The sequence below is a fragment of the Novosphingobium sp. TK71 genome (assembly GCF_055361505.1).
Window position 1 is genome coordinate 83,571 of sequence record NZ_JBSZKA010000001.1, and the last position, 19,070, is coordinate 102,640.

15 protein-coding genes and 2 pseudogenes are annotated in these 19,070 nt (G+C 61.7%); 13 read left to right on the top strand and 4 right to left on the bottom strand.

Annotated features, from left to right (window positions below):
* Nucleotides 1-4 precede the first annotated feature (4 nt).
* Nucleotides 5-997, bottom strand: coding sequence for a helix-turn-helix transcriptional regulator (locus ACXJ16_RS16730; protein WP_463922665.1), 993 nt, complete (start codon nucleotides 995-997; stop codon nucleotides 5-7).
* Nucleotides 998-1,204: 207 nt separating this feature from the next.
* On the opposite strand from ACXJ16_RS16730, the gene fepB reads away from it, so the two are divergent.
* The 7 genes and pseudogenes from fepB to ACXJ16_RS16765 all read left to right on the top strand — a co-directional run.
* The gene (gene fepB / locus ACXJ16_RS16735) at nucleotides 1,205-2,170 is read left to right on the top strand and encodes a Fe2+-enterobactin ABC transporter substrate-binding protein (RefSeq protein ID WP_463922666.1); all 966 of its coding nucleotides are present in this window, start codon (nucleotides 1,205-1,207) and stop codon (nucleotides 2,168-2,170) included.
* A complete protein-coding gene (locus ACXJ16_RS16740; RefSeq protein WP_463922667.1) occupies nucleotides 2,167-3,201 on the top strand; it encodes a FecCD family ABC transporter permease in 1,035 nt (344 codons plus the stop codon). Before fepB ends, ACXJ16_RS16740 begins: the two co-directional genes overlap by 4 nt.
* Complete coding sequence (locus tag ACXJ16_RS16745) at nucleotides 3,198-4,253, top strand: FecCD family ABC transporter permease (protein WP_463922668.1); 1,056 nt, start codon at nucleotides 3,198-3,200, stop codon at nucleotides 4,251-4,253. Before ACXJ16_RS16740 ends, ACXJ16_RS16745 begins: the two co-directional genes overlap by 4 nt.
* Nucleotides 4,253-5,071: an ABC transporter ATP-binding protein gene (locus ACXJ16_RS16750; RefSeq protein WP_463922669.1), complete on the top strand. Its 819-nt coding sequence runs from the start codon at nucleotides 4,253-4,255 to the stop codon at nucleotides 5,069-5,071. Before ACXJ16_RS16745 ends, ACXJ16_RS16750 begins: the two co-directional genes overlap by 1 nt.
* A complete protein-coding gene (locus ACXJ16_RS16755) occupies nucleotides 5,068-6,342 on the top strand; it encodes an NtaA/DmoA family FMN-dependent monooxygenase (protein ID WP_463922670.1) in 1,275 nt (424 codons plus the stop codon). Before ACXJ16_RS16750 ends, ACXJ16_RS16755 begins: the two co-directional genes overlap by 4 nt.
* Before the next feature lie 449 nt (nucleotides 6,343-6,791).
* Nucleotides 6,792-6,979, top strand: a pseudogene (locus ACXJ16_RS16760) (IS256 family transposase); the annotation flags it as partial.
* A gap of 3 nt (nucleotides 6,980-6,982) precedes the next feature.
* Nucleotides 6,983-7,990, top strand: a pseudogene (locus ACXJ16_RS16765) (PLP-dependent cysteine synthase family protein); the annotation flags it as partial.
* Between the two features lie 193 nt (nucleotides 7,991-8,183).
* Here the strand turns inward: ACXJ16_RS16765 and ACXJ16_RS16770 are convergent.
* Complete coding sequence (locus ACXJ16_RS16770) at nucleotides 8,184-8,873, bottom strand: DUF3313 domain-containing protein (RefSeq protein ID WP_463922672.1); 690 nt, start codon at nucleotides 8,871-8,873, stop codon at nucleotides 8,184-8,186.
* A 212-nt stretch (nucleotides 8,874-9,085) separates the two neighbouring features.
* On the opposite strand from ACXJ16_RS16770, the gene ACXJ16_RS16775 reads away from it, so the two are divergent.
* The 3 genes from ACXJ16_RS16775 to ACXJ16_RS16785 are packed head-to-tail and all read left to right on the top strand — an operon-like array spanning nucleotide 9,086 to nucleotide 14,879.
* The gene (locus ACXJ16_RS16775; RefSeq protein WP_463922673.1) at nucleotides 9,086-10,270 is read left to right on the top strand and encodes an efflux RND transporter periplasmic adaptor subunit; all 1,185 of its coding nucleotides are present in this window, start codon (nucleotides 9,086-9,088) and stop codon (nucleotides 10,268-10,270) included.
* A 3-nt stretch (nucleotides 10,271-10,273) separates the two neighbouring features.
* Nucleotides 10,274-13,465 carry a multidrug efflux RND transporter permease subunit gene (locus ACXJ16_RS16780; protein ID WP_463922674.1) on the top strand — a complete coding sequence of 1,064 codons (3,192 nt, stop codon included), beginning with the start codon at nucleotides 10,274-10,276 and terminating at the stop codon, nucleotides 13,463-13,465.
* Complete coding sequence (locus ACXJ16_RS16785) at nucleotides 13,458-14,879, top strand: efflux transporter outer membrane subunit (protein WP_463922675.1); 1,422 nt, start codon at nucleotides 13,458-13,460, stop codon at nucleotides 14,877-14,879. The genes ACXJ16_RS16780 and ACXJ16_RS16785 overlap by 8 nt, the downstream gene beginning before the upstream one ends.
* Before the next feature lie 34 nt (nucleotides 14,880-14,913).
* On the opposite strand, the gene ACXJ16_RS16790 is transcribed toward ACXJ16_RS16785, so the two are convergent.
* Together ACXJ16_RS16790 and ACXJ16_RS16795 are read right to left on the bottom strand one after the other, a co-directional pair.
* Entirely contained in the window at nucleotides 14,914-15,909 is a 996-nt protein-coding gene (locus ACXJ16_RS16790) for an LLM class flavin-dependent oxidoreductase (protein WP_463922676.1), read from the bottom strand.
* Nucleotides 15,910-15,986: 77 nt separating this feature from the next.
* Entirely contained in the window at nucleotides 15,987-16,514 is a 528-nt protein-coding gene (locus ACXJ16_RS16795) for a MarR family winged helix-turn-helix transcriptional regulator (protein ID WP_463922677.1), read from the bottom strand.
* Between the two features lie 403 nt (nucleotides 16,515-16,917).
* Between ACXJ16_RS16795 and ACXJ16_RS16800 the strand changes: the two genes are divergently transcribed.
* From ACXJ16_RS16800 to ACXJ16_RS16810, 3 genes are all read left to right on the top strand, one after another.
* Nucleotides 16,918-17,790 (top strand): hypothetical protein, encoded by an 873-nt coding sequence (locus ACXJ16_RS16800; protein ID WP_463922678.1) that lies wholly within the window; start codon nucleotides 16,918-16,920, stop codon nucleotides 17,788-17,790.
* A 91-nt stretch (nucleotides 17,791-17,881) separates the two neighbouring features.
* Nucleotides 17,882-18,187 carry a hypothetical protein gene (locus tag ACXJ16_RS16805; RefSeq protein ID WP_463922679.1) on the top strand — a complete coding sequence of 102 codons (306 nt, stop codon included), beginning with the start codon at nucleotides 17,882-17,884 and terminating at the stop codon, nucleotides 18,185-18,187.
* A gap of 35 nt (nucleotides 18,188-18,222) precedes the next feature.
* Complete coding sequence (locus ACXJ16_RS16810; RefSeq protein ID WP_463922680.1) at nucleotides 18,223-18,726, top strand: DUF2059 domain-containing protein; 504 nt, start codon at nucleotides 18,223-18,225, stop codon at nucleotides 18,724-18,726.
* Nucleotides 18,727-19,070 lie beyond the last annotated feature (344 nt).

Genomic DNA, 19,070 nt, shown 5'->3' on the forward strand with positions numbered 1-19,070 from the left:
CCGCTCAATTGAGAACGGTGCCGCGCTCCGCTGAAGGCGGGTGGCCGAAATGGCGCCGATAGGCGGCGGTAAAGGCAGCGGGACTGCCGAAGCCGACGCGGTATCCGGCCTCGGCGATACCGAGCCCCTGGTCGAGGATGAGTTCACGGGCGAGCTTCAGCCGTTCGGTGCGAACATAGGCGAACAGCGTCATGCCATAGGCCGCCTTGAAATTCTCCTGCAGCGTAGTGAGGTTCACGCCTACCTGGCGGGAAAGCTCTATGGAGCTGGGCGGATTGGCAAGCCCGGCATCGAGTATCTCGCGCGCCTCCACCACCCGGTCGCGATGCCAGCGCCCCAGGCGGCCCACGATCCGGTCCTCGTCCCGCAGCAGGATCGCGATTTCCAACACGAACTGAAGCGCGCTGCTCTCGAGAAACAGTGTCGCGAGAGGTCCACGATAAGGGTGCTCGAGCAGCCGCGCCGCGATCTGCGCAAGCATGCGCGATGGCGGCAGGACCACCGAGCGCGCGCCCGGACGCAGATAGTCATGCAACATCAGGAGGCCGTCTTCGGCGACATGCTCGCCAAAGCGCTCCAGAAAGGTCGGCGTCAGTGTGATCCCCGCGCCGCGGCTGCGCGTGCCCGCGCGCCAGAACCTGTCGCATTGGGTAGGCTGGCCAAGACCGAAGAGAAACGGGCGTCCGCGCGTCTGTACGACCGGGTCATATCCGCGAATGCCGATCGGAGCCACTTCGCCCGCGAGGAGGAGTCCACAGCTGAGCGAGCGATCCTTGCGCGCATCGAGCGCACAATCGCCGAGATAGAGGATGTCATGCGTGTTGACGAAGAGCCCACCCTGAACCTCGCGCGAGAACAACTGGCCTGAAACGATGGATCGATCCGGTCCAGCCCCATCGCCGGTGACCGCGCTGGCGTTCAGCGAGGGCTGCGCCGCCTGCCTCAACACATCAGCGACGGACAGTGCGGCAGTAGTCGAAACGCCCGAAGACGGCATGGCTTTCTCATCTCATCTGCGGGATGTGAGGCATAGCCATGCGCGGCACCCGCGATTGCGCGATAGCATTTCCGCATCTCGCAATAGGCGACCCACTTGCGTTTTCGGCCTCAAAGCAATTAATGCGACTCATTCGCAATAATAGGGGGCCCTGTGGCGGGCGCAAGAGAAATGATGGGGCCTGACCCCCGGAGCGATGGTTTGGTCATGACGCGCAGACATGCGGTCATGTCGTTGGGGCTGTTTGCATCGTCGCTCATGATGGGCGGTCTGACGGCTTGCGGAGAGACTTCCAAGGATTCAGCGCCTCGAGCCGAGGGGACCATCCGCTTCAACAATGCCGACGGCAGTTTCACCGACATTCCAGCGACACCCCGACGCATCCTGTCCACCTCCGCGTCGGTGACCGGCACATTGCTGGCCATCGATGCCCCGCTGGCCGCCAGCGCCTCGGCCGCCAACGGCCAGTATTTTCCGCAATGGGCGGACGTCGCCAGGGCACGGGGTGTCGAGAATATCTGGCCCGCGGGCGACGTCGACATCGAGGCTGCGATTGCGCTTAAGCCCGACCTCATCGTGGTTTCGACGGGCGGTGCCGACTCCGCGCTTGGACAACTAGGCGAACTGCGGGCCATCGCCCCGACCATCCTCGTCGATTATGGCAGCCAGTCCTGGCAGGATCTGGCTATTCAGCTCGGCAAGGCAACACGGCTGGAGGCGAAAGCGGCCGCGCGGATCGCCGAATTCGACCGCTATGTCGCACAAGCCCGCAACCGGATCGCCGTACCGACGGGGAAGGTCAACATCATCAGCTTCAATGGCGCGGGCACGACCAATCCGATCGCAACCGCCAATGGCGCACATGGCCGTCTCCTTGCCGCGCTTGGCTTTACAGTCGAAGACCCGGATCCGGCCTGGCACGCTGCGACGGAAGCGCGGGGCGACTTTGTCTGGGCGCCCTATGAGATGCTGACCCGTCTGACGGCATCGACCACCTTCCTCCTGCGCGCAAATGAGGAGCGGGTTGCGGCATTTCTGGGCGATCCGGTGCTGGCGAACCTGCCCTCTGTTCGCGCGCGGCAGGTGCAGAGCCTGGGCGCCAACAGCTTCAGGATCGACTATTACAGCGCTACCCAGATCATCGACGGCATCGTCAAGACTCTCGGGAAATGAGCGGGGCGGATGGCGGCCGCCGTGGTCGCTTGCACCCCGGTGGCCAGGGTCTCTGGCTGGTCGCTGGCATTGCGCTCGTCCTCCTGCTGGCCGCCGCGAGCATATGCATAGGCGCGGAAGATTTGCGGCTTCGTGAGACGCGGGATGCGGTTTTTGCGTTCGACCCCTCCGACAGCAAGCATCTGTTGGTCCGGCATCTGCGTATCCCCCGTGCGCTCGCCGCACTCGTCGTCGGCGCAGCGTTGGGCGCCGCCGGCGTGGTGATGCAGGCGTTGACGCGCAATCCGCTGGCGGACCCCGGCCTTTTCGGTGTCAACGCCGGCGCTGCGACCGGCATTGCAATTGCCATCGCCTTCTTCGGGATGACCGAGGCCGGCGCCTATGTCTGGTTCGGCCTTGCCGGCGCAGCGCTGGCCGGTGTGGCTGTCTATCTGCTCGGCGGTGTCCGTCAGGGCATGAATCCGGTACGGGTGGTGCTGGCCGGATCGGCTCTGACGGTCATGTTTCTCGCCGTCACGCATATGGTGACGATTAACAGCGAAGCGGAGATATTCGACCAGTTCCGGCACTGGACCGTCGGCTCGCTCGAAGGACGCGGTTATGCCGTGCTTGGCGCGGTCGCTTTGCCGATCGGCGCTGGGCTGCTTATCGTATTGGGCCTCGCCCGTAGCCTGGACGCGGTCGCGCTCGGCGATGATCTTGCCCGATCGCTCGGCAGTAATCCGGAGCGGATATGGGCGCTGGCAGCTTGCGCGGTCATCCTTCTTTCAGGGGCCGCGACCGCCGCTATGGGACCTGTCGCATTCCTCGGGCTGACCGCCCCACATGCCGCGCGCGCGATCGTGGGAACCGCGCACCGCCGCCTCCTTCCCTGGGCGATGCTGCTGTCGGCCGGTACGATGACGCTGGCGGATATGGCCGGGCGGCTGGTAGCGAGACCGGGCGAAGTCGGCGTCGGCATCATGATCGCGCTGATCGGCGGGCCTTTCTTCATCGCAATGGTGCGCGGCCAAAGGCCCGGTCGTCCATGACCAGCGCCCGGATCTTGGCAAACGGCCGACGCCGGATATGGCGAGCAGCCCGCTTCTCGGTCATCGTCTCCCCCAGGGCACTGGTGGTGGGCGCGGGCCTGCTGGTCGCGCTCCTGATCCTGGCACTTACAGCGCTCACGATGGGACGCATCGACGTACCCTTCGCGCGCGTGATGGGGATACTTGCGGCAGGGACGGGCGACGATGCGGCCCGCAGGATCATAGTCGATATCCGCCTGCCGCGCGTCATCACCGCCTGCGGCGTTGGCGCGGCGCTCGGCGTGTCCGGGGCGATTTTTCAGTCCGTGTCGCGCAATGTGCTGGGATCGCCCGACGTCATCGGTTTTCTCACCGGCGCGGCGACGGGCGCGATCGGCTGGATTGTGCTCCTCGGCCCATCTCCGCTTGCCGTGGCGGCGGCGGCCATCAGCGGCGGCATGCTGACGGCGATCCTGGTCTACCTGCTTGCCCGGCGCGATGGTGCGGTCGCGAGCCATCGGCTGGTGCTGGTCGGCATCGGTGTCGGCTCGGTTCTTTCGGCGTTGAATGGCCTGCTGCTGGTGCGCGGACAACTCGACAATGCGGTGATGGCCAACCTCTGGCTGGCAGGGTCGCTCAATGCCCGCAACTGGAGCCATGCGCTGCCCGTGGCGCTTGGCGCTCTGCTCCTGACGCCGCTGGCGATGCTCTGCGCCCGCCCGCTGCGCCTGATCGAGATGGGCGATGATATGGCACGGCAGCTCGGTGTCCACGTCGAGCGCTGTCGTCTTTTGGCAATGGGCATCGCGGTCGTGCTGGCCGCACTCGCGACCGGCGCGGCAGGGCCGATCGCCTTCATTGCGCTCGCCGCCCCCCAGATCGCGCGAAGCGTGACGAGTTCCGGCGATATGCCGATCCTCACCGCGGCCCTTGTCGGCGCGGTGCTCCTGATGCTCGCCGATGTCCTGACCCAATCGCTGAGCTTGAGCTTGACGCTGCCGATCGGCCGCGTGACCGGCCTCATCGGCGGGCTCTACCTGGCCTGGCTCATCAGCCGTTCGAAGGCGCTGTGATGAACGAAATAGACGAAGACAGCACGATCCTGCGCGGTGAGGGTCTGACCCTGCGCTATGATGCGCGCGAAATCTCCCATAACCTCGACATCGCCATCCCGGCGGGTCGGATCAGCATCATTGTCGGTCCAAACGCATGCGGCAAATCGACCCTCTTGCGTGCGCTGTCGCGGCTGCTCACGCCATCTCTGGGCCGCGTCCTGCTCCAGGGCCGTGACATCCGGGAGTGGAAGGCAAGGGATCTGGCGCGGACGATGGCCTTGCTGCCGCAGTCGTCGATCGCACCCCAGGGCATCAGCGTATCCGATCTGGTGGCGCGGGGCCGATATCCCCATCAGAGCCTGCTGCGCCAATGGTCGGTTGAGGACGAGCGGGCCGTCGCTACCGCTATGGCCGACACGCGGATCGCCGATCTCGCCGACCGTCCGGTCGACGCGCTCTCAGGCGGTCAGCGGCAGCGTGTCTGGCTGGCCATGACGCTCGCGCAGGATACCCCGCTCATGCTGCTGGATGAGCCGACTACCTACCTCGACATCGCCCATCAGCTCGAACTGCTCGACCTGTGCCGGCGTCTCAACCGCACCAGGGGGCGAACGCTCGTGATGGTGCTGCACGATCTCAACCTGGCGGCGCGCTATGGGGACTATATGATCGCGATGAGGGCGGGCGCCATCGAGGCCAGCGGCTCGCCCGCGCATGTGCTCACGCGAGAGAGGATCGCGCACGTGTTCGGTATGGACTCGCTGGTCATGCCCGATCCCGTCACCGGCGCGCCGATGGTCGTGCCCGTCAGTGCTCGGCCCGGAGCTTCGGCATGACAACGACACCGCCCCTGTGCGTCGGCCTCAGCCTCGCGATAACCTGGCTGACGGGCAATGGATGGCGCCGGCCCGAGAGCCGGATCGAGGACATATATTCGAGCGACTTCTACGTCGACATCGCCCGGCGCGCCGAAGCCGCGGGGGTGGATTTCCTGTTCAGGCCGGACTCACTCTTCCTCGATCGCTCCGCGCTCGCGGCTTCTCCGGGGTTCAGCAGCCTTGATCCGACCCTGCTCCTCACGGCGATCGCGCGTGAGACCCAACGGATCGGGCTCGTCACTACCACGTCCACCAGCTTCTACCCGCCCTATATCGTCGCGAGACAGCTGCAGTCGCTCAACTGGCTGAGCAATGGCCGGGCGGGTTGGAACATTGTCACCTCGATAGATGGAAGCGGTAATTTCGCGAGCGAGCCATTACCCTCATCGGCAGAGCGCTACGCCCGTGCGGCCGAATTTACCGATGTCGTTCTCAAACTCTGGTCGAGCTATCCAGCAGAGGCGTTGGCATGCGATCGTGGCAGCGGGTTCTATGGACATATCGATCAGGTCCGGCCGATCGATCACCATGGCGCTCACTTTTCGGTCGAAGGGCCGCTCAACCTCCCGGCATTTTCGGGCGGACGCATTCCGCTGTTCCAAGCGGGTGCGTCGCCCGAGGGGCGCGAATTCGCGGCGCGTGTAGCCGATGGAGTTTTTGCCGCTACGCCTGACATGGCCGCAGCCATAGACTTGCGGCAGGACATTCGTCAGCGTGCCGCAAGCTATGGACGCGATCCCGATGGGGTGCGCATCCTGCCGGGGCTCAGCCTCTATCTCGCGGACAGCGAGGCGGAAGCCCTCGATCTGTTCGCCGAAACACATCGAGGGCTGGGAGATGCGCGCAAATATCGCATGATCGCCGACAATTTGGGACTGGATGTCAGCGTGATGCCCGAGAGCCAGAAGATCACGTTGGACATGCTGCCAGAACAGGAACAGAGGGTGCGCAGCCGCACGCACGCAGCCCTTTTACGACGGCTGATTGCCCGCGATGCGCCGACGGTGTGCGATCTTCTGTCCCGTCCCGAGGTGGCCGGATCGGCCCATTGGCTCTTCGTCGGGCGGCCTGACGATGCGGTTCGTGAAATAGGGCGGTGGGCCGATGCGGGCGCCATGGATGGTTTCATCGCCTTGCCCGGCGGTTCCAATCGGTCGGTGGCACTGCTGCTGGATAAGGTTCTGCCCCACCTTCAGTTACGGGGCATCTTTCAATCCAGTGGAACATGATATGATTGACGAAAGTGCGAAGAGACGAGGCGGCATTACAGTGATCCGATAGCTGAGGAGTGGGATTGCATTGTGCCACCGATGCCCAAGTCGGGAGTGCCCGGGTGAAGCGGACTTCGGCGAACTGATCAATGCGATGCGCTAAATGGTACGGTCGGGGACTGGTTGGCAGATGCTACTGATACATTTGGGGACCTGACTGACAGTCTAAGACTGGTTCCAAGAACTGGCACGCCAGTCCTGTTCCGGACGATCCCCGACATCGAATTGTTGCCTTAGCTTGCAGCGTGAGGGACTGGAAGCAAGCCCCAACGCGGTAGTGATCGACAACCAGTCGGTCAAGACGCCATCACAGCAGCAAAGCGCAGGTTCGACGCGGGCAACAGGGACTGTCAGGAATTTGGTGTGCGGCGAGGCATAATGATTAAGGAGACCTACTATGTCTGCTTATGTCTGCGATACCGAACGACATTCTCGACCAGTTGCTGGCGGGCACTGACGCGTGGCCGCGCTCAGCCAGGGTGGCCTGCTCGATACATTGAAGAAGGTTTTTGCCGAACGCGCGCTCAATGCGGAGATGGATCATCATCTTGGCCAGGAGGATCAGGTGAGCAGCAGCCGGAACAGCTATGGCCGCTAGGATTACAATCGATCTGCTGACACTCATCTGATTCGTGTCGATCTCCCGCGCCATCCCGCCATCAAATTATACTTGAAAGATGAAAGTAGTAATCCGACTGGGAGTCTAAAGCACCGTTTGGCGCAGTCTATTTTACTGTACGCTCTATGAAATGAATGGATAGGGACAAATAGCTGTTTAATTGAAGCGTCTTCGGGGTCAACGGCGGTAAGTGAGGCGTACTTCGCAAAAATGTTGGGTTTGCGTTTCATTGCCGTGGTTCCCGCGAATACCGCCACACCAAAGCTTGAGGCAATACGCTTTCAAGGCGGCGAGATTCATATGGTCGATGATCCTCGATCCATTTATGCAGTGTCTCAAATATTGGCGATTGAAACTGGTGGCCACTACCTAGATCAGTTCACCTACGCTGAGCGTGCGACAGATTGGCGTGGCAACAACAACATAGCCCAAAGTATTTTTTCTCAGCTAGCGCACGAAGAATATCCGATACCGACATGGATTGTTTGCGGAGCAGGCACCGGGGGCACCTCCGCGACAATCGGGCGCTTCATTCGATACCAGAGACATCAGACGAAATTGTGTGTAGCCGACCCTGTTAATTCTGTGTTCCATCGTCATTATGCGGATCGAAAGGTGACATTGCTTCCGGAGGGGTGTCGTTCCCGCATCGAAGGTATTGGTCGACCCCGAGTAGAACCAAGCTTCGTTCCCACAGTCATCGATCGAACGATTGAGGTTGAGGATGCTCAAAGCATTGGCGCGATGCGAGCTCTGAGCGATCGACTAGGAAGCCTGGTTGGCGGATCGACTGGAACAAGTCTATATGCATGTGCAAAAATTATTCTCGAGATGAGCTCGGCAAAAGAGAGTGGTAGCATCGTGACGTTACTATGTGACGGCGGCGAACGATATTCTTATACATATTATAACGACGAATGGCTTTCGGGTGAAAGAGTCGATTGGGGAAACATTTCTCGACAGATATATTCTGACTTATTTTTATAGAACTTGCAGACATAGTGAAATTTTAAATATAGGAAATGATTATGTTTAGTCCAGTCGTGGGATGTGAGGGCAATGGTAACTTATAATTACCTGTACGATCTCCTCAATCTCGATAATTGAGGAGAATTGTTCATGGCAAGATCATTGTAAAATGTAGAGAGCGTCTAAAAAATGCCTGTTTGTGACATTTGGATTATCGCCGCTGGTCCTTGCCGCCAAGTCTCTCATTGAGCTCGACAGCACCTTTTCGTATTCCGGCCATGGGCGCATTGAGCGCACCAAAGCTCGCTCCAATATTCATCGCGTTGGGATATTGCTTGGTGATTTCGGCTAGGAGCAGAGCGCCGTTCGCGCCGTCATAGATTTCGACGGCATAGATGACCGAACCGGTCATCGTCCCCTCCTTCCCGCGGACGCCCTGGAAGGCGTTGTAGGGGCCGCCGGCCAGATCGAAGCGGGACAACGGCCCTAACACCGACTTGGACGGCGTGGCGCCTGTTAAAGTGAGGTGGATCCGAAGGGTAGAGGGGCCAGGACGTTTCACCAGTTCGAATGTCCTGCCCAGCTCCTTTTCAAACTCATCCTGCATATAGTGCGCCAGCTGCTCGCGGTCTTCAGGCGACAGCTTGGGGAACTGTGCGTCGGGGCCATCGTAGATTCCCACGGGGTCGATCACGGCCTTGTAATAGCGCCGCCAATTGACGTCGGTCGTATACTGATAGGGTGTCTTCGAAGAGACCCCTCGGGGGCTTGGCCGTAGTTTGGACGAGGAAGCCAGACCGGAATAGGCGATGGGTCTAGGGCTGGCGCAGGCCGCCAGGCTCAGCGTAGCGACAAGCATCATAGCCAGTCCCAGGCCTTGGGGGCGACGCGTACGAAACATGGACGGAGGCTCCGTTAAGACAAAGGCCAAGGGGTTAGGAAGAATATCCAGGCAAGCATCGCCCATCTTCGTGGAGGTCGCGTTCGGGAATGATGGAGATGCGATGGAGGACCGCTGTCCATAGAGCCTGCACCAGACCTCCATCATATCTCCATCAAAGGTCTTAGGTGTGGTGCCCATCACGTGAACGACCGCGGGATGGAGACAAGATTTTGAGAATTGCCCCCTATGCCGCCCTGGCAGCCGCGCTTGCGACCACCGCCTTGACCGGTTGCGGCGGCGACAAGCCCCAGCAGGCGCCCAGCGCACCCCTTGTCGAGACTATCACGCTTAAAGCCCAGGAAGTCCCGAATGTTCTCGAACTTCCCGGCCGTATCCAGGCCGTGCGCACGGCGGAGGTGAGGGCGCGCACCGACGGCATCGTCCAGCATCGGCTTTTCGAGGAAGGCTCGATCGTCAGCGCCGGCACGCCGCTCTTCCAGATCGATGCCCGCGACTATCGCGCGCAGGTCCAGCAGGCGCAAGGAACGCTGCAACGTGCGCAGGCGCTGCGTGACAATGCCCAGGCTGTTGTCAAACGCTACGAACCCCTCATCTCAGATCGTGCGGTGAGCGGGCAGGAATATGATTCCGCCCGATCTGATCTGGCACAGGCACAAGGTCAGGTGACCGAGGGCAGGGCGGCGCTGGATCGCAGCCGTCTGCAACTGGGCTTCACTACGGTGCGGGCCCCGATCGCGGGCCGCGCAGGCCGCGCTGAAGTCACCGAAGGCGCTCTCGTCAGCGGCGGGCAGGCGACATTGATGACCCGCATCGACCAGATTACGCCGGTCTATGCGGTCTTTTCGCAATCCAATGCAGCCATCCTCGACATCATCCAGAAGGCGCGTTCCGGTGCACTGAAGCTGCCCTCGCCCGATAGCGTCTCCGTTCGCCTGATCATGGAGAACGGCGCGCCTTACCCGATCGCTGGGCGCATAGATTTCACGGGTGCCAGCGTCGACCCAGCGACCGGCAGCCAGACCATCCGGGCGCGCATCGACAATCCTCAGCAACTGCTGAACTCGGGCCAGTTCGTGCGCGGACGGATCGAGGCCGGTACGATCCCCAACGGCATTGTCGTCCCGGCTCGGGCAGTCCAGTTCAAGGGCGAACAGGCCAGTGTCTCGGTCCTGGGCAAGGACGACATAGTCGTTACCCGGCCCATCACGCTGGGAACATTGCTTGGTAATAACTGGGTGGTGCAGTCGGGTCTTAAGGCCGGCGAGCGTGTCATTGTCGAGGGGTGGCAGAAAGCACGCCCTGGTCAGAAGGCGCGCGCCGCGCCGGCCCAGAAGGCGCGCACCGCGCCGGGGCAAGGCGCAGCACTATCATCGCCCGCAGCGCGGGAGCATTGAGCCATGGACCGTTTTTTCGTTTATAAGCCCGTCTTCGGCTGGGTCATCGCTGCATTTATCGCACTGGCCGGCGTCATCGCGCTGTCGACCTTGCCTGTCGAGCAGTATCCCTCGGTTGCGCCGCCCTCGCTCAATCTCAGCTACACCTATACCGGCGCCGATGCCGATACGCTTGACCGCAATGTGACGTCAGTCATCGAGCGAGAACTGAGCGGTATCGACGGCTTCCTCTACATGAACGCGACCAGCAGGGCCAATGGCACCGGCCAGATCTCGCTGACCTTCGAGTCCGGCACCGACCTCGACGTCGCAAGAAGCAATGTGCGCGACCGGCTCAATCGGGCGGAGCCCCGGCTGCCGCAGGCCGTACAACAGATGGGCATCCAGATAACCGACAACAGTTCGGGCTTCCTGATGCTGGTCGGGCTGTCATCGCCCGACAAGTCGATGTCCGCCCTCGAGATCGGCAACTATGCCAGCAACAATGTCGTGAATGAATTGCGACGCGTACCCGGCGTCGGCGACGTGCTGCTGTTCGGCTCGCAATATGCGATGCGCATCTGGCTCGATCCCGCCAAGCTCGCGGGCTATTCGCTTTCGCCGACCGAAGTGCTGGCAGCGGTGCAGGAGCAGAACAGCCAGGTCGCCGGCGGCGGGATCGGCGAACAACCGGTCACGCGGGAGGCGGAATTTACCGCCAAGATCGTGACGCAGAACCGTTTCACCGATCCCGAACAGTTCAAGCAGATCATTATTCGTGCAGGACAGGATGGCTCGGCTATTCGCCTGGGCGACGTCGCCCGCGTTGAACTGGGTGCCGACAACTACGGCTTCAAGGCGCGGCTCAACGGTAACGAGATTGCGGGCATGGGTATCCAGCTCGCCTCTGGCGCCAACGCTGTTGCTACTGCAGAGGCCGTACGTGCCCGGCTGACCGAGCTCCAGGGCAATTTCCCTCCCGGGCTGGAATGGAAGGTCGGTTTCGATACGACGCCCTTCATCGACGCCTCGATCGCGAGCGTCATCCAGACCCTGGTGGAGGCTATGGTCCTGGTGTTCCTCGTCATGTTTATCTTCCTGCAGAACTGGCGCGCGACGCTCATTCCCGCGATCGTCGTTCCCATCGCATTGGCAGGCGCCTGTCTTGGTCTCTTCCTGTTCGGCTTCTCGATCAACACGCTGTCCCTGTTTGCCATGGTGGTGGCGATCGGCATCCTTGTCGACGATGCCATTGTCGTGGTCGAGAATGTCGAGCGGATCATGGCGGAGGAAGGGCTTCCGCCTCGTCTCGCTACGATCAAGGCGATGGGCCAGATCCGCGGCGCGATCATCGGCATAACGCTCGTGCTGGTCGCCGTCTTCGTGCCGATGGCCTTCTTCCCGGGGTCCACCGGCGGCATCTACCGGCAGTTCTCGGTCACCTTGGCCGTCTCTATCTTCTTCTCCGCCGTGTTGGCGCTGACACTCACGCCGGCATTGTGCGCGACGCTCCTGAAGCCGCATCCCCCAACGCATCACGATGCGCCGGCGCCGGGCATCCGCGGCTGGCCCAAGCGCTTCTTCAACTGGTTCAACGGCTTCTTCGATCGCTCCAGCCACCGCTACGGCGGCAGCGTCTCGCGGATGATCCATTCGCCGATCCGGTGGATGACAGTCTTCCTCGCCATGTGCCTGGTGACGGCTCTCCTCTTTACGCGGCTGCCTGGCGGTTTCCTGCCCACCGAGGATCAGGGCTATGTGCTGGTCAATTACGATGCGCCGGTCGGTGCGACCATGCAGCGGACCGAAACGGCCGTCCTCAAGGCGGAGGCTTATCTCAAGCAGCAGCCCCAGGTGCGCAACATCATCACTCTGCAGGGCTATAACTTCTATGGCCAGAGCCAGGGCGCTGCGCTCTCCTACGTCGATCTGAAGCCATGGGACGAGCGCGGTGGCGAGAAGGACAGCGCCCAGGCCCTCATCGGGGGCATCCAGCGCGCCGTCGGCAATGTCACGACAGCGACCATCTTCGCTCTTAATCCGCCTCCAATTTCCGCGCTCGGCAATGCGACAGGCTTTTCTATGAAGATCGAGGACCGGTCCGGGACCGACCGAGCCGGTCTGATCGCTGCTCGCGACGCCATCATCGCCGCCGCGGCGAAGGAACCGCTGCTGTCCGGCGTAAGGCCGGATGGGCAGGGGGATGCGCCCCAGCTTTATGTCGATATCGACAGGGTCAAGGCGCGGGCGCTCGGCCTCTCGATCGGCGACGTCAACCAGACGCTGGCGATCAATTTCGGCTCGGCCTATGCCAACGACTTCACCCGGGACGGCAATACGCTGCGCGTCTATCTCCAGGCCGAAGCGACGGCCCGCATGAAGCCTGACGACATCCTCGCGCTTCAGGTGCGCGGGCAGGACGGGCAGATGGTCCCCTTCAGCGCCTTCACCAGTGTTCGCTGGCAGTCCGGTCCCGCGCAGCTCGAGCGCTACAACGGATACCCCTCGCTCACCATTTCGGGCTCGGCTGCGCCAGGCGAATCCTCGGGCGCCGCGCTGGAGGCCATGGAGCGGATTGCGGGCGATGCGCTGTCCGGCTCGCTGGCCTATGACTGGACCGGTACGGCTTACGAGGAGAAGCAGGCGGGCGGCCAAATCGGCATGCTGCTCGGGCTGAGCCTTGTCGTCGTGTTCCTTCTGCTGGCGGCCTTGTACAACAGCTGGGGCATCCCGCTCTCGGTGCTGCTTGTCGTGCCGTTCGGCATCCTGGGGGCGGTCATCTTCACTATGGGGAGGGGGATGTCGGCCGATGTTTACTTCAACGTCGGCCTGATCACCATCATCGGTCTTGCTGCCAAGAATGCGATCCTGATCGTCGAGTTTGCGCTGGAAGACGAGACGGGTGAGAAATCGGTGTTCGAGGCGACCGTCGAAGCCGCACGGCAGCGCCTGCGCCCGATCCTGATGACCAGCCTCGCCTTCATCCTGGGCATGCTCCCGCTGTTCATCGCCTCGGGCGCAGGCGCTGCGAGCCGGCAGGCAGTGGGCACCGGGGTCGTCGGCGGCATGATCGCGGCGACGGTGCTCGGCATCTTCTTCACTCCCGTATTCTATGTGCTGGCGCGGCGCTTCCTCAGCAAGAGGCGCGATCCCGAAGGGGAGGATGCCTCGTGGCTTGATGCAAACGCGGCCCGGCAGGAGAGCCATAATGCATAAATCCTATCCCTCGCTCCTGCTCGTAACCCTGCTCGCCGGCTGCAATTTCGCGCCCAAATATGTGCAGCCGGACTTGCCTGTCGCCGCGCAGTTCCCGGCGCATGCTCCTACTGCAGGAGTAGCGGGCCAGGATGCCGCATCGCTGGGGTGGCGGGACTTCTTCCGCGACGACCGGCTGCAGGCGCTCATTGCCGGGGCGCTCGAGAATAACCGCGACCTGGCCCAATCGCTCGCGCGGGTCGAGCAGGCTCGCGCGCAGTTCCGCATCCAGGCCACCGACCGCCTTCCCACCCTGGAGACGAATGGTCAGGGCACGCGCAGCAGGCAGCCTCTTGGTGCGATGGGCGTGGGCGCTCCCGCGAATGCGGGCGCGATCGAGTTTACCCAATATACCGCCAATGTCGGTGTGAGCGCCTTCGAACTGGATCTTTGGGGGCGGGTCCGCAATCTCGCGGAAGCCGAACGCCAGCGCTATCTGGCCTCCGAGCAGGGCGCCCGGGCATTTCGCCTCTCGCTCATCGCGCAGGTCGCGGCAGCCTATTACGACATCCGCGCAGGCGAAGAACGGATCGATCTTTCCGAACGAACGCTTGAAGGCCGGCGTGAAGGCGTCCGCATCGCCCAGAAACGCCTCGATGCCGGGGTCACGTCGACCGTCGACTATGATCAATCGGTGCTGCTCCTGACCCAGGCCCAGACCGAGCTTGCCGAGATACAGCGTACGACGGAACAGGCGCGCAATCTGCTCGATGTCCTGGTCGGCGGGCCGTCCGGGGCGGCAGCGCTGCCCACGGGCAAGCCGCTCGATCCCGCGCAGCAGGTTCGGGCGATCGAGGCGGGCGTGCCGTCGGCCGTGCTGGCCAGTCGGCCCGATGTCCTGGAGGCCGAACATAATCTGCGGGCTGCCAATGCGGACATCGGCGCGGCACGCGCACAATTCTTCCCGTCCATTTCGCTCACCGGCAACTATGGCTTCGCCTCTACCGCCCTCGACACCCTGTTCGATGGCGGAAACAAGGCCTGGTCCTTCGGCGGTGCGCTGAACCTGCCCATCTTCGACTGGGGCCGGCGCTCCGCGCAGGTACGCGTGAGCAGGGCGCGCGCCGACGAACTGACCGCGGCTTATCAGCGTGCGGTCCAGGGCGCGTTCCAGGAGGTTGCCGACGCTCTGGTGGCGAGCCGCCGACTGCTGGAACAGATCGAGGCGCAATCGCGGACGGTATCGGCGCAGCGCCGCCTCGCGCGGACCGCGCGTCAGCGCTACGACAATGGCATCGCCATCTATCTCGAGGTCCTCGACGCGGAACGGAACCTGTTCGCGGCCGAGCAGCAACTGCTCCAGTTGCGCGCGACCGACCTTCAGAACAGCGTATCGCTCTATGTCGCGCTCGGCGGGGGGCTGGTCGAAACATGAGCCATGATCAGGTGGCTTCGCGCGGTTTCCCGGTTCAGGACCGGCCTTTCACCAATCCAGCGGAGGAACGGTTGCGCTGGGAGATAAGAGGGAGTGCCTTCTCCACGAACAATTTTAGGCTTTTCCAGCCGATCGGTGGCGGCAATCCCGCTGCAAGAGGGACCAGAGCAATGGGGCCGCGCAAGGATAGATCAGCGCATTGTTCGGGCGTCACGACCTGCACGATGCCCGATGATTTTATCGCTTCGATGGATGTCAGTCCGTGCATCGGAGAATGCGAGTCCTGTGAATCGCCGCTGATCGCGGCATAGGCTTGTATCTGATGCAGGACATATGGGCCGATTTCCTCCCATCCGCGATCAACGTCCTCAGTCACGTGAACACCTGTCGCGGTCGTCATCACGGGTCCCGGAACCCTGCCCAGCTCCCGGCACGCTTCGATATAGACAGGTATCAGCTCATGCTTCATCGGCCAAAATCCAAGGCCAAAGCGCGCCGCCCGGATGGCGGCCGCATGCACACCTCCGCCGACCAGCAGTTTGCTTGACTGCACAGGCAGGGGGCGCACGAAGACCTCCCGGTCCTCGTCGATGAAACGCTCTCCGGCAAGCGCGCGGGTGAGTATGTCCAGCCCATGATCGAGCATCTGGCCACGCTTGTGAAAATCCCGGTTGAACGCCGCGAATTCGTGACGCGCGTAACCTGCTACGAGGACTGTATGAAGCCGGCCCCTGCAGATCAGGTCTGTCACGGCGATCTGCTCGGCGACCTTAACGGGATCATGAAGCGGCAGTACGATAGCGCCCAACGTGATCGCAATGCTCTGTGTCCGCGCGCCGATCGCGGCCGCAAGCAGTGCTGGTGCGGGTATGTAACCATCCTCGGAGGCATGATGCTCGGACAAAATGATATTCTCGATGCCGTTCTCGTCGGCGAAGGCTGCCATCTCGAGGACGGCTTCGTAGAGTTCTTCATGGCGCGCGCCGAATGGCGCGGACCGCATATCGAAGCTGAGTGAGACGTCGAACACATGTCCTCCCGAATATTCATGCGGGATGGAGGTGAACGAAACTATAGCCTGGCTGCAAGTCCGGCTTGTTTAAGGTCTTAACGAGACGCGCCGTGGCCCGGGACGAAGTCGCGATTCATCATATCGTGCAATGTTGAGAGTAGAACTGCGAAGTGGTCGCGATCGGCTTGCTCGAGCCGTCGATAGTGACGGGCGAAATGTCCCTGTTGGCAAATCTGGGCAATAGCCATGTCCGCGCTATCACTGCCCTCCATCGTGAGTGTGAGAGCGAACGCCCTTTTGTCGTCAGGGCATGGTGAACGGATGATCAGCCCGGCTCCAGCCAAACGGGTTATCCGTGCTGTCAGAGCTGCGTTGGACACATGCAACTGGGTGGCGAGATCGGTAGGACGAAGCGGTCGACCCGCTATGCGCAGGGCACCCAGCAGCAATAGATCGGCAATCGACAAACCATGGCGACCGGCAATTCGGTTCAGGTCGGTCGATATAAGATGTGCCAGTCCGATCACATGCCACAGCGGAGCGAAAAAGCTTGGATCCGCCTCTGGCGCGATGCCGGCATAGAGGCCGGCGCCGAAATCATGATCGTCCAGCGTGGTTGTCATATCGACGCATCTCCAAATTCGCGAGAGAGGCATGGCCCGCGCCGCTCCGATGACAATACCCTATCCGCCTGAGCAGCAGCACAAGCACTCTGCGTCCGATCGAAACGGCTATCTGTATGGGAGTATGATGGCTCTGTCGCATCGTACTGCGACGAATAGCAAATATCCTAAGCGATAAGTCGCGGCACGTTTCGCCGAGAAGAGCACACCGGTTATCGTCTGAAGATAGATGCTCCATAGTTTCTTCTCACAAACTCCACTCTGTCGACCGAGCTACCCTCCAGCTATGACAGCAAGGACGGTCGTCATGTTATTCAAGTTTGAACGGTTCTCGCCGAGAAGTTTATTCCCATGCGGGAAGCGAGATGGGGCGGGGCGGCCCTCCCGTGGGGTGGCGTCGGTTGTGTCCTGGCTGGCAATCACCATCGCCACTCCGGCCCTCGCCAATGATGGTGAAGTCTATGTGGGAGCATTTGGTGGCATAGCTATGGCTGAACGACAGCAGGTGCGGCAAAGCGGCATGGCCCATCGGCGCGGCGAATGGCGTCTTGATGGATATCGAGACTTCGATCTGCCGGTGGCCGTCGAGGGCCGATCCAGACGGGATACAGGGCAGGCGTTCGGCGTGCACATTGGCTATATGTTCGCGCCCATAAGCTCAGGCCTTCGCCCCGGAATCGAACTGGAATATGCCCATTATTCGACCAGTGACCGGACGGCCTTAAGCAATCGCAACACCGAGCATGCGGCCAACATAGGTTCAGCCGGTGCCGCGGGACTGGCCGATCCCAGTAGCTACGTGGAAGAGCACTATGCTGCCGGCCAGCACCGTTTCAGCAATCGAACCCGGCTGAACTACGACACGGTGATGGTCAACGGCGTGCTGTTTTTCGACACCGGTAGTCGCCTCACGCCTTATGTCGGCGCGGGCGCGGGAGTGGCGTTCGTTGCCGCCAGAAAGGCGGCGTCCTATCAAACCAATCCCGGAGGGCCCATCGAACTGACCAATGATACGGCCGAACCGGTCAATCATTTCAACTCCCGCGATCATGATGTGACACGGGCCTTTGCCGGTCAGGTGAAGGCGGGTCTGAGAGCGAAGCTGGCGCCGCATCTTGCCGCGTTTGTCGAGTACCGGATGCTGCATGTCAGGTCGTCGACCTTCGAATTCGGAAGTACGCAGTATAGCGGGCATCCGCCAACGGATGATTGGAGCGTGCGGCGTAGTCCTGCAAACCTGCACAGCGGGCTGTTCGGTGTGAGTTGGACCTTTTAAGACACTCGATCGCTCCTCAACCGTCGCTCCATCGGCCGTCCATGCTTCCACGCTAAGCCTGTCTCACCACTTTTTTTCCGATGGAGACGTCATGGAAACCCAACACGATCTGGCGCAGGCACGCCGTACCTCTAAAAGCGCGCCCCGTGCGCAGGCGGCGCTGCCAAATAGGAATGGCTGGAGCTTCTTCGCTCCTTTCGCGGTAGGATTCGGCGTGACGTGCATCTTCATGCTTTCGGGCTGCGCCGTTGCAACTCTACCGATCACGGCGACAAGCAAGGCCGTGGACTGGAGTACGACCAGTCGGGACGAAGCCGACCGCAATCGTGGGCGAAAAATTCGCAAGAGCGAAGAGGAATATGGTCGCTGCGTCCGCAAGGGCTATTCCGACTGCTAGGCCCACGGCGTCACATTCAGTCTCCAAGGTGAAATATGAAACATAAGCTGATTTGCGCGCTGCTCGCTACAAGCGCTGCAGTGCTTTCGGTATCGCCCTCGTTGGCGCAATTCGGGGGGGCGGGACGCTGGCAACAGGACGAGAAGCGGTCCCTCTGCCGTCAATCCATCGCCCTCGCCGGCGTGGAGGAGGACATGGATCGCCGCATCCAGGACATCGTGCGCGATGCTCGCTCGGCAGCGGCGGAGCGCCATTCTCGTCGTAGCAAGTCGGCACGCGTGTTTGAAGACGCGCTCGACGATACGCTCCATGATGCGAAAGAACCTATACTCGACCGTCTGCTCGACAGCTGCGCGTCGACCTTCTCGGTGAGCGAACTGCGCGGCATCAATGATTTCTACAGAAGTCCGGCTGGCAAAGCCTGGCTTCGCAAGGGACGAACCGCGATAGTGCCCGAGATGGAAAGGGCCATTGCGGATATTCAGCCCCGTATCCGTGAGACGGTGGAGCGCCGATACTGCGAGCGCATGGGGTGTTAGATCGTCGATCGCCTAAGCAACTTGCAGGATATCTAGCTGAGAACGTCGTATAACGATCGCCGCGCAAGTTTTTTCTCGTTGATTTACAAATGCTCACCATAAGGATGCCCGCCAGCGCGGGCGTTCCCTTCGCGCTCGCAACCTGGCCGCAGGCCTGTTGTATTACATCGATCGCAAAATTCTGAGTGCGTGACCCGATCGTTTCGAACAATTGGCGCCAGGCAGCGTCCAGATCACAACGAGAGCGGACATTCTTAACGTGCACGTGCGTGCGGTCGCGCCCTGTGCGGCGCGGGGCGAACGGGGCGCTGGCGTCATCGTCCCGGCAACCCTCGACGAGAAGT

What these genes read in the sequence shown, in the direction of transcription:
- ACXJ16_RS16810 (WP_463922680.1), top strand. Translation starts at nt 18,223, where the DNA reads ATGAAACATAAGCTGATTTGCGCGCTGCTCGCTACAAGCGCTGCAGTG.
- fepB (WP_463922666.1), top strand. Translation starts at nt 1,205, where the DNA reads ATGACGCGCAGACATGCGGTCATGTCGTTGGGGCTGTTTGCATCGTCG.
- ACXJ16_RS16785 (WP_463922675.1), top strand. Translation starts at nt 13,458, where the DNA reads ATGCATAAATCCTATCCCTCGCTCCTGCTCGTAACCCTGCTCGCCGGC.
- ACXJ16_RS16745 (WP_463922668.1), top strand. Translation starts at nt 3,198, where the DNA reads ATGACCAGCGCCCGGATCTTGGCAAACGGCCGACGCCGGATATGGCGA.
- ACXJ16_RS16755 (WP_463922670.1), top strand. Translation starts at nt 5,068, where the DNA reads ATGACAACGACACCGCCCCTGTGCGTCGGCCTCAGCCTCGCGATAACC.
- ACXJ16_RS16740 (WP_463922667.1), top strand. Translation starts at nt 2,167, where the DNA reads ATGAGCGGGGCGGATGGCGGCCGCCGTGGTCGCTTGCACCCCGGTGGC.
- ACXJ16_RS16780 (WP_463922674.1), top strand. Translation starts at nt 10,274, where the DNA reads ATGGACCGTTTTTTCGTTTATAAGCCCGTCTTCGGCTGGGTCATCGCT.
- ACXJ16_RS16795 (WP_463922677.1), bottom strand. Translation starts at nt 16,514, where the DNA reads ATGACAACCACGCTGGACGATCATGATTTCGGCGCCGGCCTCTATGCC.
- ACXJ16_RS16730 (WP_463922665.1), bottom strand. Translation starts at nt 997, where the DNA reads ATGCCGTCTTCGGGCGTTTCGACTACTGCCGCACTGTCCGTCGCTGAT.
- ACXJ16_RS16750 (WP_463922669.1), top strand. Translation starts at nt 4,253, where the DNA reads ATGAACGAAATAGACGAAGACAGCACGATCCTGCGCGGTGAGGGTCTG.
- ACXJ16_RS16770 (WP_463922672.1), bottom strand. Translation starts at nt 8,873, where the DNA reads ATGTTTCGTACGCGTCGCCCCCAAGGCCTGGGACTGGCTATGATGCTT.
- ACXJ16_RS16805 (WP_463922679.1), top strand. Translation starts at nt 17,882, where the DNA reads ATGGAAACCCAACACGATCTGGCGCAGGCACGCCGTACCTCTAAAAGC.